Consider the following 16301-nt stretch of genomic DNA (forward strand, 5'->3'; position numbering starts at 1 on the left):
GAGATTAAAACATTTCCGTGCTATTGCAACTCGATTTGATAAACTGGCACGCAATTATAAATCTATGATTCGTATAGCCTGTATATTTATTTGGTGCAAAGCCAAATGAGGACACACCCTAGTAATCGTTGAAAATGCCAGTTCGAAAGACTGGCATTTATTATGCGTAGTTGATTCTTTTTTATTTGGTTTTGCATTCTGCCAGAAATGGATTTTGAGCCTGTATGATGATTTTATCTGAAAATTTCCCTTCATATTCAAAACCATTTTGTATGATTTTTAGCGTTTGAAAACCACATTTTTCCTAGGCACGACTTCCACCTCAATTATGTCCAAAGACTTTTGAGTTGTAATGGCTTAAAGAAAAACTCTTTGACCAACTTGAGCGCTTCACTGCCACAGCCTTGAGCTGTCCAAGTGATTGTTGAGATTGCAATACAAAATTCAGCATGTTGAGCACAAGATTGATTTCTAGAATTCAAAGTTTACCGATCATTTCATCATGATGGTTTAAACAAATCGCAAAGTCATAACGGGTTGGATCAGCCAAACAGCGCTGACTATGTGCCTGCATATCTTCAAGTGTAAAATGCCATTTCAAGCCGGTCATATAACGCATTTCATCGATTTGCGTGAGCGCTAAAAATGTGAGTAGATTTTCAACTTTCAGTAAGTGTAAGTAGATGCGGTTCCATTTAAGATCAGTGTTGATGTGATGCTCTTTGAGAGCATTTTTTATTTTTAGAAAAGTAATCGACAGATTATAGAATGTCCGACTTTAGAACAAAAATGATTAAAAAAACCACCCCATCTTGCGAGAGGGTGGTGAGTGCGGAGCTATTAAATTTATTGAGCCTGCTGTTCTGCCTGAATCGCGGTTAAGGCGATGGTAAATACAATATCATCGACCAAAGCACCACGAGACAGGTCGTTCACCGGTTTGTTCAAACCTTGCAACATTGGCCCGACACTGACTACATTGGCAGCACGTTGCACAGCTTTATAAGTCGTATTACCCGTATTTAAATCCGGGAAAATAAAGACATTGGCACGTCCGGCCACTTGTGAATCTGGTGCTTTTTGACGGCCAACACTTTCAACCGAGGCAGCATCATATTGTAATGGCCCATCAATTAGCAGGTCAGGACGACGTTCTTTGGCAATTCGTGTTGCTTCAGCCACTTTCTCGACATCGGCACCCATACCTGAAGTTCCGGTAGAGTAAGAAATCATGGCAATCCGCGGGTCAATGCCAAAGGCTTTGGCAGAATCTGCTGATTGAATCGCAATCTCGGCCAGCTGCTCTGCATCTGGATCAGGATTAATCGCACAGTCGCCATAAACATAGACTTCATCTGGCAGCAGCATAAAGAACACAGAAGAAACCAATGAATAATCCGGTGCAGTCTTGATCAGCTGAAAGGCAGGACGTACGGTATTGGCCGTGGTATGTACCGCGCCAGAGACCAGACCATCAACCTGATCCAGCGCCAGCATCATGGTGCCGAGCACCACAGTGTCTTGCAGCTGTTCACGCGCTTGCAGTTCGTTGAGTTTGCCTTTACGTAGCTCGACCATCTTGTCGATATAGTTATCACGAATCAGATCCGGATCCAGAATTTCCAGATCTTCAGGCAATTCGATACCACGAGCTTTTGCCACTTCTAAAACAGATTCGGGATTGGCCAATAAAATACATTGTGCAATGCCACGCGACTGACAGATTGCTGCAGCTTGTATCGTACGTGGTTCATCACCTTCAGGTAATACAATACGTTTTTTGGCCGCAATCGATTTTTGTACCAGTTCATGCCGGAAGGCTGAAGGCGAGAGACGTGGCTTATAAGAACCATTCAACATCTGACCGAGCCATTCCGGATTGATGTGACTCGAAACAAAGCGCGTGACCTGATCTGCACGTTCCGTATCATCTACTGGAATTTCATTGCTGAGATTTACCAGTTTTTGTGCGGTTTCAAAGGTACTAAGCGGTGTATGTAAAATTGGTAAACCTTGTTTGATGGCGGTCTGGCAAAATTCCAGTACGTGATCATTTGGTTGATGATGTTCAGTTAGCACCAAGCCAGCCAAAGGAATACCATTGCTGCTGGCCAGACTGCTGGCCAATAACACATCAATCCGGTCAGATGCACTGATGATCAATTCACCCGCTACAAATTTATGCAATTCATGTTCAATATTGGCCGAAATCAGGCTGCTGTGCTGGACACGGCGCTGTTTCGCTTCGCCTTCATTAATCCAGTAGGCCTGAATATGTGCCGCCAGATCAGATATACGCGGCACACTTAAAGTTTTACTGAAAGGCACCAGTCCAATTACAGGTAACTTTTCTGAACCAATATGTGGATGGGTTTGCTGGATGGCACGAATAAATTGTGTGGTTTCTTCTGCAAGACGTAAATCCGGATCAAGCGTTACAGGAATCTGTGCAGATTCTTCAGGCAGACCTTTGGTTCGCATCAACAGGATGCCAGACAGGCGGGTTGAACTGGCGCCACCAAAGTTGCGAATCTGGTTTTCAACTTTATCGGCAGTCTGACCTGGCTGCTGGATATTGGCATTGCTGACCACAATCACTTTGGCATCCAAAGCCTGCGCCAGCGAGGCATTCAGATCATCGGCAAAACTGTCCTGAGCATTTGGCAATAGACCTTCGACAATAATCAGGTCATGTTGTCTGGCAATTTGACGATGCAGACGTACCGCTTCTTCCAGCAGTTCATCCTGTTCACCCAGATTAATCTGCTGCAAGACTTTGCTATAACGGATTGGTTCAACAGTTTCACTTTGAGAAATATGACGATACAAAGCCGTAGTACGGTCTTCGACTTCATTCAATTCCTGAGCAAAAGGTTTGAGAAAGCCAGCTTTAACCCCTTGGCATTCCAGTGCATAAATCAGGCCTAAACATGCAGAAGTTAAGCCTACGCCTTCCCCAGTGGGAACCAATAGAATCGTTTTCATAAGTTACGTCAGTCACACAATAATAAAAATCAGTTAAAAAGTGGCCCTGCTTGCTTATGCAAGCGCTACCTCAGCTTCAGACTTTTTTGCGTTTTTTTGCTCCACTTCAAGTTCTACAACGCTATGTACTTCTTGAGCGATACGACCTTCTTCGTCTGTTGGCACTACCCAGATTTGTGGACCTGTACCTGAATCGATACGGCCTTCAGTGCCACGTTTCAGGTCATTATTGGCACTTTTATCCAGGTTGAAGCCGAAGTGGGGCAGATAAGTCATGGTTTTTTCACGGATATAGGCAGAATTTTCGCCAATACCGCCAGTGAAGAACAAGCCATCAATACGTGGCAGACCACAGCTCAGTGCTGCCAGAGATTTGGCTAGACGGTAGCAGAATACTTCAATCGCTAATGCAGCATCTTCATTACCTTGTTCCGATGCTTCAATCAGGGTACGCATGTCATTCGACAAATCAGACAGACCCAACAGACCGCTCTGGCTATTCAGCATCTTGTCAATTTTATAGATATCCCAACCCAGGTTCTTTGCCAGGAAGCTGTGCAGGCTTGGGTCGACATCGCCACTGCGGGTGCCCATGACAATACCTTCAAGCGGGGTCAGACCCATTGACGTATCTACACTTTTCCCATTCCACACGGCACAGGTCGAGCTGCCATTACCGAGATGTGCTGTTAACCAGCCGCCTTGTTTCAGGCTACCTGCCAGTTCAGAACCACGGTCTGAAACATAAGCATGGCTGGTGCCGTGGAAACCATAACGACGCACACCATGGGCTGTATATAAGAATTTTGGCAGGGCATAGCGATATGCATGTGCTGGCATGCTTTGATGGAATGCGGTATCAAATACTGCTATTTGCGGTAAGTCTGGGAACAAGCGTTTGGTGGCTTCAATGCCAATCAGATGTGCCGGATTGTGTAAGGGCGCAAGCGGCGTTGCTTCACGAATCTTTTCAATAATTTCATCATTGATCAATTCTGCTTTGGTCAGGCTGCCACCATGTACCACACGGTGACCAATCGCATCTGGGCGATAGTTAGCCAGACGCTCCAAACCAACTTCAAGGGCTTTTTTATGATCTGCAAATGGAATATGGATATCGACTGGTTCGTTACCGACAGTCACGCCTTTGATACGAGCATTCTCTGTGCCTAAGTTCTCAGCTAAACCATGAATACGGAAGTTCTGTTCCTCAAGAAGTAATGCAAACTTGATTGAAGAAGAGCCACAATTAATAACTAATACTGATTTAGACACGATTGATTACCCGATTTTTAATTAAAATTCTCGTCCATTGACTTGATCCAGTGATCAGCAAAAAGGCACTAAGCTGAATCAATATTGATGTTTTAACATTTGTTTTTTTTCTGTCCTAGATAGACTTTAGCAGATTAGACTTAAGCATTATCGACCAGGCTGACAATAATAACTAAAATTTATCAGTTCATAGTTTTCATTTATAAATAAAATGATGTTGAAAATATAATCAATAAAGCTGCCAAATTCTATTTTCAATGTCGTACTGGAACAGATTGCTTTCAGTTTAGTGCCTAAAACAGCAAATATGACTTATACATACAATTCTATACAGAGATTCATCAATAAAATGACCCAAAGGTTCTGATCCATTTTGGTTTTAATTTTTATATCCATAAAAAATCAGCCTTGCGAACAAAGCTGATTTTTAACGTGATCATCTGAAATAGTTATTGGCGAATCTGACCATCACCAAATACGATCCATTTTTGTGAGGTTAGGCCTTCAAGACCAACCGGACCACGGGCATGAATTTTATCGGTTGAAATTCCGATTTCCGCGCCTAAGCCATATTCAAAACCATCAGCAAAGCGGGTCGAGGCATTGATCATCACCGAACTCGAATCGACACCGGCCAAAAACTCGCGTGCCAGACTGTAATTTTCAGTAATGATCGAATCGGTATGATGTGAGCCATACTGATTAATATGTTCAATCGCTTCTTCTATGCCAGAAACCACTTTGATGGCCAGAATTGGGCCCAGATATTCGGTATACCAGTCTTCTTCAGTGGCCGCAATCACTGCATCAGCAAGAATACGCTGGGTTTCTTTGCAACCACGGAGCTCTACTTTTTTCTCCTGATAAAGTTCTGCGATGCGGGGCAAGAACTCTTCAGCAACTTTTTCATCGACTAGCAAAGTTTCCATGGCATTACACACGCCATAACGATGGGTTTTAGCATTTAAAGCAATGGGTAAGGCTTTTAACAGATCCGCCTGTGCTTCCACATAGATATGGCAATTACCATCCAAATGTTTGATCACCGGGACACGAGCTTCTTCAGTAATGCGCTCGATCAGGCTCTTGCCGCCACGGGGCACAATCACATCGACATATTCGGTCATGGTAATGAGCTGGCCGACTGCAGCACGATCAACGGTATTGATCACTTGTACTGCTGATTCTGGTAGGCCGGAAATTTTCAGCGCATGTTGAATTGCTACGGCAATCGCCTGATTGGATTCCAGAGCTTCTGAACCGCCACGTAAAATAATCGCATTGCCTGATTTCAGTGCCAGTGAAGCCGCTTCCAGGGTTACGTTGGGACGTGATTCATAAATCATGCCAACCACACCCAAAGGTACACGCATCTTGCCCAGTTGAATGCCAGATGGGCGATAAGCCATATCGCTAATTTCACCAATCGGATCTTTCAGGCCAATCACATCTTTCAGACCTTCTAACATACCTTTAAAGCGTGCGGGGTTGAGTTCTAAGCGATCAAGCAGGGCACTGTCCAGATTGTTATTATGCGCTTTGGTCATATCTTTCTGGTTGGCAGCCAAAATAGCTGGCTGGCTATTTTCCAAAGCCGTATAAATAGCCGATAGTGCGTTGTTTTTGGTTTGGGTGGACGCACGAGCCAAAATGCGAGAAGCCTGGCGTGCCTGCTGTCCTACCGTTTGCATATATTGTTCAATAGACTCTTGCATAGCGCTTTGATCACTTAGAAATTTCACTTCGATATTAACAGTCTGCTGCCGGACAATGAAGCCCATCTGTTAAAAATCATCCGTTTTCGCGGACTTCTAAACATTTTGAAATTGTTTTCTGTTTAAAAGCAGATAAGTGGTCGCTGAAGCGGTTGCTTGTGAAAAGCCGCTCTGTATAGAATGAAATAAGCGACATTGAAGTCATATATAATTATTAAAGAGCAGGATGCGTGTTCAGGCTCATCGGAATGTGTCTGAAGCATAAGATCTGTTAATCATGACTTGCACAATAAAAATAAGGCAAGGACGGAGGAAAAGGAAAATGAATTCCATTATCCACATGGATGCCCATGTATTGGATTCGCAAAGCCATTATGGTTTTTTTGATCTTTATGATAAGCACAGTTTTAAGCAGCCAGCACGAAGCACCTGGATGGATGGCTGGAAAATCGAATATATGGCGATTGCCCGTTCGGATACCTTGCATCTCAGGCCGATGGTGATCATTGGGGGCGCCTTCCAGAATTTTAATTCCTATAAATATTGTGTCGAACAGCTCTTCGCTGCCGGCCCGATCATTCTGATTGACTTGCCTTCGATGGGAGCCAACCAGCAGATCAGCAATGTGGATACTGGTCTGTCGGCTGGAACTCTGGAGCTTGAAGACCTTGCTGCCATGCTGGGGCAATGGCTGGAGCAGATGCAACTTCCTCAAGTTTCAATTTTAGGCATGTCCTTAGGCTCAGTAGTCGCCTCCTGTCTGGCAGACCAGCGCCCTGAACTGGTGGATCGGATGATCCTGATGGGCGTAATGCAGAAAACCCGCAAAAGCTGGCGCATGCTATTGGAAGAATCCTTGCATCTGATGAAAGAACAGCGCATGGATGAATTTGGTCAGGCGGTCATTTTATATCTGGTCAATCATGCCCGTCTCAAAGAAACCCGCATGTCACCAACAGCAAAGCGCTTATTCTTCAAGCAGATGTCAGAATTCACGGTGACCGAACAAGAGCGTTATGATATTAACTGCAACCGTCTATTGCGTCTGACCCACGTGCCGATTCCACAGTGCAAGGTTCTGGTGGCCTGTGGTCAATATGACAGTTTTACCTTGCCACATGAGAATGCCAATTTTGCCCTGCAATGTCCAAATATGCAGTATGTACAAATTGCCGGTGCTGACCATGTGCCTCAGTTGCAGCGCAGGAAAGAAACTATGCATCTGTTTGCCACCTTCTTGCGTGATGAAGCAGTCGAGCAGTTGCCGGGAATTATTCCGTTTAGCCGTGAACAGATGCAGCAGATTGAACGGCGCGGTGAAGAACGGATTTGTGTGCAACAGCCACAACGTTATTTGAGTCATCGTCATTCGGATCTGCTGTTGAATGTAGAAATTATCGACATGAATTTCTTTGGAGTATTGCTGGAGTTAGACGCAGGACAGACAGAGTGTGCCGCAGCTTATCCGCGTGATCTGGCCTTGCATCTGGAAGATGAAAACGGCGAGTTCAAGATCGAATGTCTGATCTTTGAACAGGATGAGACTCAAGTGCGGGCCCTGTTTAAACATGGCAGTTTTGAAGTGGCAGAACGTTTATTGGCTTTTGTGCAACAACAGAAAATCCTTCAGCAAGAAGACGCTTTCGATGCAGTGATTTAATCGGGGCTTAATAAAAAAACAGCGTCATTTAACGCTGTTTTTTTTCACTGCATGAATCATCCAGACCAGATCACCGAGATGTTCATCCTGCTCCGGTGTCAGATTTTGCTGACGAGGCTCGGCAAAATAACGTTGCGGTTGTTGTACCTCAACCTGATTGAAACCGGCATCTTGAAAAAAGTGCTGTAATTCTTGGGGGATTTTAAAATGAAAGGTAAATGCACTGCGTGACATGAATTTAAGCAGACGGCTACAGCTCCAAATAAAATTCGCCAATTTATTTTTGACGGGTTCCGGGTAAATGTCGCTAAGGTAATGCAAGGCTGGAAAATGTCGTGCATTCTCTGCAATACCTTGCAACAGAATACGCAACATGCGTTGATCAAAGTAATTAATCAGCCCCTCATTAATTACCACCAAAGGTTGGTCGGGATCAAACATCTGAAAGATACAGTCCAACTCTTCACTAAAAATATCTGCAGTGAGCACTTCGGGAGCCTGCTGATCAATCTGCTGCAAGGCTTGGGTCTTGATTCTGGCCATGTCGGGAAGATCCAGTTCGCGATAATCAATCTCGGGAAATTTTTGCCTGAAATTCCAGCTACGTGGAGACAAACCGCAGGCAATTTCAAGAATCTGAAGTTGTGGATGTTGCTCGATCAACTGACACAGATGTTCATCAATCATCTGATGACGCTGCTTGAGTGTGGTACGCATACTGCCACCCACAGAGCGTTCTGCCCATACTTCGAGTGGATGTAGCAGTGTGGCCAGAAACTTGCCTTTAGTCGTGGCAAAAACCGGATGTGAGATCCCCATTTGATACCAGATATAGCCGGTATAATGTGCTGTAAAAGAAATATGGCGATGCTGCGAAAGTGATTTTGGCATAGGGTTCTGACCTTATTGTTATTTTAGTTGGGTGCTACAGAAGTAGCGCCTTTTTAACATCATAATAAAAAAGGAACACTTTGTCGTGTTCCTTTATCATATTGATTGGATTTAAAAAGTTTCAGCTAGTCTGCTGCTTGAATACCAGTATTTCATCACGAATCTTGCGCCATTCATCACCCAGATCCAGTTCAGTGCCAATTTGAATCGCTGGAATTTGACCGCGCATACGTTCTAAACGTTCCTGATTTGGCAACGGCAGATCAACAATCCCTTCCAGTGCAATACATTGTGCTGTACGGTCATTACAGACCAGACCCATATCACAACCTGCTTTAAGGGCTGCCTGAATTCGGGCATCGGCACCGCCTACCACACAGGCGGCCTGCATGCTTAAATCATCCGAGAACAGAACGCCGTCAAAACCGAGTTGCTGACGCAAGACTTTCTGAATCCAGAATTCCGAGAATCCGGCCGGGTTTGGATCGACCTGACTATAGATGACATGAGCCGGCATTAAAGCATCGAGTTGCGGCTGTAACTGGATAAAGGTCTGCATGTCTTTTTGCTGAATGTCTTCATAGCTGCGCATATCAATGGCTGCCGCAACATGTGAATCCGCTTTGACTGAACCATGACCTGGGAAATGTTTCCCGGTTGACGCCATTCCTGCACGTTTCATCCCTTTTAAAAATGCGCTGGCCAGTGGAATAATATCCGGAATATTTCTGGCAAAGCTTCGGTCACCAATCACATCACTGATGTCGTTTAAATCCAGCACCGGCGCAAAACTGAAATCAATCCCGACAGCCAGTACTTCAATCGCCATCAGCCAGCCGCATTTTTCGGCCAAATCTAAAGCACGCTGCGAATCATGAGCATACAGTTCGCCAAATTTCCCCATCGCAGGGAGCAGGGTAAAGCCCTGTCTTAAGCGCTGCACACGTCCACCTTCCTGATCGACTGCAATCAAAATATCAGGACGAATCTGGCGCATGTGATCGGTTAAGGCACGGACTTGAGCCGCAGATTCGATGTTACGTCCAAATAAAATGACTCCACCGACTTGCGGCGCACCGAATAGTTCAATATCTTCTTGAGTCAGGGTTGTGCCTGCGATGTCGAGCATCAATGCGCCAATCATATGCGGAATCCGTTTTAGAATTTTTCCGGGAAACAATACCTGATTTCTGCAATGATTTGCTACACTTTGTTAGCACAGAATATGATAAAACTACACGACATAAACATATTAAGTTGTTTAAGATGCTGAATACTTTAAATTCTGGTCGAAAAGCAACACGGTCACATTGGTCTCTAGGCCAAGGAAGTACGAATTATTTATGAAATTTCAAACGATAGCTTGCGCCGTTGCGATTGCGACAGGTGGCTTCTTTTTTACCCATGTCGTGAATGATGCGATTGCAGCCAATAGTGCAGAAGTGGTCAGCAAAGCCATTCAGCCATCTCAAGAACAGGCGTTGGTATCACGTCAACTGGCGACGCTGGTGGACCGTCAGCACTATTTGAATATGCGTCTGGATGCCCAGACTTCGCAGCGTATTTTCGATTTCTATATCGATAGTCTGGATCCGGAACATAGCTTATTTCTGGCACCAGAAGTTGAAAATTACAAGAAACGTTATGGGGCCAATTTCGGTGCTCACCTGAAAGCTGGCAATTTGTCGGGTTCTTATGAAATCCATGCGCAATATCGTCAGCGCCTGACTCAGTTCTATACTTATATGCTGGATGAGCTGAAAAAACCACAGAACCTGAATCAGCCAAATGTCTATATCGAAACGGATCGTGAAAAAGCACCATTCTTTAAAACTGAGGCTGAACAGCGCGCGCACTGGTCAAAAATGCTGGTGTCCCAGCTGATCAATCTGACCATCAGTAAAGAAGAAGAACAGGCCAAACAGAAAGCACTGAAGGCCAATCCAGAACTGGCCAATGGACAAGACCTTACCGGTCCTGAAGATCTGACGCCTGCACAAACCTTGACCAAGCGTTATACCCGTCAGCTGGAACGTGTCAGCCGGATCAAGAGTGATGATGTGCTCGACAAGACCTTGAATGCGATGATGCTGACCTATGATCCGCATAGTAATTATTTCCCGCCTGTAGATGCGATGGAGCTGAATCGTCAGACCACTTTGCAGCTCGAAGGGGTTGGGGTCTCGATTCGTCCTGAACGTGGCAATGAAGATTACACCAAGATTGAAACCATTGTCGAAGGTGGTCCTGCGAGTAAATCCGGTCAGGTGAAATCGGGTGATCGTATCATTGGTGTAGCCCAGGATGGCGAACAGATGGTCGATGTGATTGGCTGGCCAAGCAATGAAATTGTCGGTCTGATTCGCGGCAAGCGTGGCACTAAAGTCACTCTACGTTTACTCGGTGCAGGCGCGACCATGGGGCAGGCACGTAACGTGACCATTACCCGTGATGTGATTCAGGAAGAAGATGCCGGTGTGCGTACGCGTGTCGTCGACATTCAGCGCGATGGCAAGAAATATCAATATGGTGTGATCGAAATTCCGTCGTTCTACCTGAACTATCGCGCACGCCGTGCCGGTACGGATTATCGTTCGGTGTCTGAAGATACCAACAAAGCCTTGAAAGAACTCGCGGCGAAGAATGTTGCCGGAATTATTGTCGATTTGCGGAATAATCCGGGCGGTTCACTGGAAGAAGTGGCACGTATGTTGGGGCAGGTAATCAAGTCTGGTCCAGTGGTGCAGATCCGTGATGGTAATGGCAATGTCAGCGTCTTTGAAGATGATGATGGCGGTGCACAAACGTATGCGGGTCCATTGGCAGTGATGGTCAATCTGGCGTCTGCCTCAGCCAGTGAAATTTACTCTGCTGCGATTCAGGATTATGAGCGTGGGATTGTGATTGGCAGTACCACCACAGGTAAAGGTACGGCACAAGTACAACTGGATAGTCTGGCGCATGGTCAGGCGACATTGACGCAGCGTAAATTCTACCGTGTGACCGGTGGCAGTACCCAAAATAAAGGGGTTATTCCGGACATTAAACTGGTTGATATTTATAACGAAGAGTTCGGTGAGCGTAAGGCCAAAAATGCCTTGCAGTGGGATACCATTCCAACTGCGCCATTTAAACGTGAAGGGGCTGTACAGAAATATGTCCCTGAATTGGCTAAACTTTCTCAGCAACGGGTTACACTGGATTCTCAGTTCAAGTATCTGGAACAGCGTAAGGCGGTGATGAAAAAAGCCGAGGAAGAAAAGCGTCAGGTACTGGACTTGCAACAGCGTAAAGCAGAGTTGATTGCCATGGAGCAAAAAACGCTGGAGGCAGAAAATACCCGCCGTATGGCTACAGGTCTTAAACCTTATCCGAACTGGGAAACTTATCAGGCTTCAATGGATGCACTGATTGAAACCCGTGCCAAAATGAAAGCCAAAGAGCGTCCGGCGCTTCCTGAAGAAGAAGCCTTTGTGATCGAAGCTGCACATGTGTTGCTGGATTATGCCAAGTTACAGGCCAAACAGTAACTTTTAAGCATGTCCATTTAAGTATCTAAGGATCTAAAAAAATAGCCTGTTTCGACAGGCTATTTTTTTATGATATCCGGCTATTTAAAAATCAGAATAAATTTTTCACATGAATTGCTAGCTGTCTAAATAAAAAGAAAAAAATTGTGACGGTGGTCGAATAAATAAACTGGAAAAATAGATTTAAACATTTGCTAAAATTTTCAAGACTCATAAGATAGAAGTCATATTTTATGCTGATGCTCATCATGATTTCAGAATCTGTTCTCGACCCTGAATTAAAAAAATATAAATTCTAATTTTATTTAAAACCAGAGGCTTTGCACAGCGACACATGTGCATTGCTTGTCAACTTTACGATTCTGACGGCTTTAAACTTGACCAGGTGGAAATAGAAATACACGTGAGGGGAATAATAACAATGATGACCAATACGGAACATTTTATATGATCCCTATTCAGCATGATATCAGTCTGGTCATCGGATCAACTCTCTTTGCTTTCGTCGCTGGCTATTTTTTGATGCCGATTCAAAAAATATGGTGGCGTGAGTCGCGAAGAAAATTTGCAACACTCATGCTATTTGCAACGGCCGCATTACTGGGGCTGTTGATCTGGTCGATCCATTTCATTGGGATGACAGCAATTCATTTAAGTCATGTCTATCATTTTGATTTCAGCTGGATGTTGCTCTCTTATTTGAGTGTCTTTACGGCTTCTATTTTTACTCTCTGCTTAATGATCCAAAGCATCTGGTCATTTTCCCGAGTGGCTCTCGCGATCGTGGTGATGAGTCTCGGGGTCTCAGCCATGCACTATACAAGTAGTCTTAGGGCCAACTTTGAGAGAACAGAGATTACGCCAATCACAGAATCTTCACATGCGACTTATGATCTGTTGTTCGCGGTTGTGTTAATCAGTGCTCTGTTACTGATTGCCATGATTCGTCTGGTTCTCTCAGAATTGCGCCTGGCCTCTCGGAATCGCCAACTGCGATGGGCCAATAAAGAGCTCGAAAATCAAAATATCCAGGATAATCTCACCAAATTACCCAACCGTTTATACCTGGCTGAATACGCAGATATCTTGTTTTCCAAGCAACAACATCAGCAGGAAATTGCCTTTTTATATATTGATCTGGATCGTTTTAAGGCGGTGAATGATGTGTTTGGTCATCAGGTCGGAGACCAGTTGCTGATTCAACTGACTGCGCGTATTCATCAGTTATGGGGTGACCGTTCCAAGCTGCTCAGAATTGGCGGCGATGAGTTCCTGATGGTGCTGGAAAATACGTCCGTCAGCAAAGCTTCAGAAATGTCAGAGCAGATTCTAAATCTGATTCAGGACAGCTTCCTGATTGATGGCAAAACCATTAATATTTCGGGCAGTATCGGAATCGCGATGTATCCGGAGCATGGCAAGAATCTGCAAGATTTACTGGTGAATGCCGATGCAGCAATGCTCAGTTCTAAATATCAGGGCCGCAATACCTATTCAGTCTTTAATTTTTCTTCTGATCAGCATGAATCCAAGAGCCAGAGCAAACTGATTAATGATCTGTATAAAGCAGTTGAAGATCAGCAATTTGTACTGTTTTATCAGCCCAAATTTACCAGTGAGCGAAAAATTTGTGGGGTAGAAGCCCTGATTCGCTGGCAGCATCCGTTACATGGGTTGCTGGGTCCCAATATGTTTATTCATGGCGCTGAGAAAACTGGGCTTATTATTCAGATGGGCTATTGGGCACTGGAGCAGGCTTGCAAACAGATCCAACTCTGGGAAAAAAATAATACCGACTTTTTCCCGATTGCCGTGAATTTGTCTGCGGTGCAGTTTGAGCATAAGCATCTATTAGCTAATCTGCAAAACCTGTTTAAACGCTATAAGATCAATCCGCAGCACTTGATGATCGAGATTACTGAATCGACCGCCATGCATTATATCGATGCCAGTATTCGTACCCTTGAACAATTACGTAATATCGGCATCCAGCTGGCGATTGATGATTTTGGAACCGGACATTCCAGCTTCTTATATCTAAAAAATCTGCCCGTGGATGAACTGAAAATTGATAAAGAGTTTATTCAGGATCTTAGCGTCGGCTCTAAAGAAGAAATGATTCTGGAAAGCATTATTCGGCTGGCGATTAAACTAGGTTTAAAAGTGACGGCTGAAGGCGTAGAAACCACGCTGCAAGCAGATATTTTGACTCGCCTCGGTTGTCAGCAATTACAAGGTTATTTGCTGGCAAAGCCGATGCCAGTCGAGTCATTGGAAATACAGGGTTTTCTGTCTTAATTTGAATTTTTATACGCTACTAATGCGGTATTAAATAGTACATTGAACCTATATTTAGCATTATTCAGCAGGCCAGTTGAATGACACAAACTCCCATATTTAAGCTTCATAACCGTATTGTTTCCGACTCAATCTGGGCTGAAAAATACCGCAATCAACAAGCATAGATCTTATAAATACTGTCATTTCCTTCAGCCGTGGGCATACTTATTGGCTTTAGAAATCTGCTACAATATTGCCAATTTTCATATTGATCGTTTTTGATCTTGAGCACTGCGGTTCTGCAGTAGGTATTTTCCATGAGTTTTAAAGATGAGTTAGCGGCGCAGGTCGCTCAGCGACGTACATTCGCCATTATTTCCCACCCCGATGCCGGTAAAACCACCATGACAGAAAAGCTGCTGTTATGGGGGCAGGCGATTCAGGTTGCAGGTATGGTGAAAAGCCGTAAATCTGACCGGGCCGCTACATCGGACTGGATGGAAATGGAAAAAGAACGTGGCATCTCGATCACGACCTCGGTGATGCAGTTCCCGTTCAAAGACAAGATGATCAACCTGCTGGATACTCCGGGACATGAAGATTTCTCGGAAGATACCTATCGTACCTTAACCGCCGTCGACTCGGCATTAATGGTGATTGATGGTGCAAAAGGGGTGGAAGACCGGACCATTAAATTGATGGACGTGTGTCGTATGCGCGATACACCGATTATTTCTTTTGTTAACAAAATGGACCGTGAAATCCGTGAGCCACTCGAGCTTCTGGATGAAATCGAAAACGTTCTGAAAATTAAATGTGTTCCGATCACCTGGCCATTGGGTACGGGGCGTGATTTTGCCGGTGTATTTAATTTAATCGAAGAAAAATTCTACATTTACAAAACCGGTTTTGGTTCAACCATTCCTACAATCGAAATACGTGATGGTTATGACTATCCGGATCTTCGTGAGAAAGTTGGTGAGCTGGCGTGGGCTGCATTTGAAGAATCACTTGAACTGGTGCAAATGGCCAATGAGCCATTGGATCGTGAAGAATTTCTGGCAGGCCGTCAAACGCCGGTCTTGTTCGGTACAGCCTTGGGTAACTTTGGGGTTGACCATGTGCTGGATGCCTTCAGTCAATATGCACCGCCGCCGAAGGCCCATCCTACTCAGGCTCGTGTTGTCGAAGCTGATGAAGAAGGTTTTAGCGGTTTTGTCTTTAAAATTCAGGCCAATATGGACCCGAAACATCGTGACCGTATTGCATTCATGCGAATTTGTTCAGGTAAATATGAAAAAGGCCTGAAAATGAAGCATGTACGTCTGGATAAAGATGTGCGGATTAGTGATGCCTTAACCTTCCTGGCCGGTGACCGCCAGCATCTGGAAGAAGCGTGGCCGGGCGATATTATCGGACTGCATAACCACGGCACCATTCAGATTGGTGATACCTTTACTTCAGGTGAAAAGCTACAGTTCACAGGTATTCCGCACTTTGCACCGGAAATGTTCCGCCGTGTACGCTTAAAAGATCCTTTGAAATCGAAACAGTTGCAAAAGGGCCTGAAAGAGTTGTCTGAAGAAGGTGCAACACAGGTATTTATGCCACAGCATAATAATGACCTGATCGTGGGTGCAGTGGGCGTACTTCAGTTTGAAGTGGTGGCGTATCGTTTGAAAGAAGAATATAAAGTTGACTGTGTTTACGAACCCGTGAACATCAATACTGTTCGTTGGGTGTCTTGTGATGACGAGAAAAAATTTAACGAATTTAAGAAAAAAGCCCACGACCAGTTGTCAGTCGATGGCGGTGGTCACTTGACTTATCTTGCGCCAAGCCGAGTGAATTTACAGCTCATGCAAGAACGTTATCCGGACATCGTGTTCCATAATACGCGCGAACACTAAACTTTCAGGTATTCAAATATCGTCTAAAAATATCAAACAGCTTCTCCGGAAGCTG

General features: G+C 44.6%; 10 protein-coding genes and 1 pseudogene. 5 read left to right on the forward strand and 6 right to left on the reverse strand.

All coding sequences use genetic code 11. The features are described from left to right. Positions 1-109: pseudogene (locus FTU44_RS12620) on the forward strand (IS5/IS1182 family transposase); the annotation flags it as partial. Between the two features lie 369 nt (positions 110-478). Here FTU44_RS12620 and FTU44_RS12625 read toward each other — a convergent pair. The 4 genes from FTU44_RS12625 to FTU44_RS12640 form a co-directional block, all read right to left on the reverse strand. Continuing rightward, positions 479-619 carry a hypothetical protein gene (locus FTU44_RS12625; RefSeq protein WP_159138498.1) on the reverse strand — a complete coding sequence of 47 codons (141 nt, stop codon included), beginning with the start codon at positions 617-619 and terminating at the stop codon, positions 479-481. Between the two features lie 227 nt (positions 620-846). Beyond that, positions 847-2985 (reverse strand): phosphate acetyltransferase, encoded by a 2139-nt coding sequence (gene pta / locus FTU44_RS12630; protein WP_100329250.1) that lies wholly within the window; start codon positions 2983-2985, stop codon positions 847-849. Between the two features lie 54 nt (positions 2986-3039). Then, a complete protein-coding gene (locus FTU44_RS12635) occupies positions 3040-4260 on the reverse strand; it encodes an acetate/propionate family kinase (RefSeq protein ID WP_005172750.1) in 1221 nt (406 codons plus the stop codon). Positions 4261-4709: 449 nt separating this feature from the next. After that, positions 4710-5975 carry a glutamate-5-semialdehyde dehydrogenase gene (locus FTU44_RS12640; protein WP_180050950.1) on the reverse strand — a complete coding sequence of 422 codons (1266 nt, stop codon included), beginning with the start codon at positions 5973-5975 and terminating at the stop codon, positions 4710-4712. 322 nt (positions 5976-6297) lie between these two features. Between FTU44_RS12640 and FTU44_RS12645 the strand changes: the two genes are divergently transcribed. Continuing rightward, positions 6298-7635, forward strand: coding sequence for an alpha/beta fold hydrolase (locus tag FTU44_RS12645; protein WP_180050953.1), 1338 nt, complete (start codon positions 6298-6300; stop codon positions 7633-7635). Between the two features lie 24 nt (positions 7636-7659). On the opposite strand, the gene FTU44_RS12650 is transcribed toward FTU44_RS12645, so the two are convergent. Next, on the reverse strand, positions 7660-8526 hold the full coding sequence (locus FTU44_RS12650; RefSeq protein ID WP_180050956.1) for a class I SAM-dependent methyltransferase: 867 nt from the start codon (positions 8524-8526) through the stop codon (positions 7660-7662). Between the two features lie 121 nt (positions 8527-8647). Beyond that, positions 8648-9670, reverse strand: a complete 1023-nt coding sequence (gene nagZ / locus FTU44_RS12655) for a beta-N-acetylhexosaminidase (RefSeq protein WP_180050959.1) — start codon at positions 9668-9670, stop codon at positions 8648-8650. A gap of 199 nt (positions 9671-9869) precedes the next feature. On the opposite strand from nagZ, the gene FTU44_RS12660 reads away from it, so the two are divergent. The 3 genes from FTU44_RS12660 to FTU44_RS12670 all read left to right on the forward strand — a co-directional run bounded on the left by FTU44_RS12660 (position 9870) and on the right by FTU44_RS12670 (position 16246). Continuing rightward, positions 9870-12056 (forward strand): carboxy terminal-processing peptidase, encoded by a 2187-nt coding sequence (locus FTU44_RS12660; protein ID WP_180050962.1) that lies wholly within the window; start codon positions 9870-9872, stop codon positions 12054-12056. A 447-nt stretch (positions 12057-12503) separates the two neighbouring features. Beyond that, positions 12504-14354: a bifunctional diguanylate cyclase/phosphodiesterase gene (locus tag FTU44_RS12665; protein ID WP_180050965.1), complete on the forward strand. Its 1851-nt coding sequence runs from the start codon at positions 12504-12506 to the stop codon at positions 14352-14354. 299 nt (positions 14355-14653) lie between these two features. Beyond that, entirely contained in the window at positions 14654-16246 is a 1593-nt protein-coding gene (locus tag FTU44_RS12670) for a peptide chain release factor 3 (RefSeq protein WP_005095608.1), read from the forward strand. The last annotated feature ends 55 nt before the right edge of the window (positions 16247-16301 follow it).

The sequence above is a fragment of the Acinetobacter sp. YH12105 genome (assembly GCF_013419095.1).
Lineage (GTDB): Bacteria > Pseudomonadota > Gammaproteobacteria > Pseudomonadales > Moraxellaceae > Acinetobacter > Acinetobacter pseudolwoffii.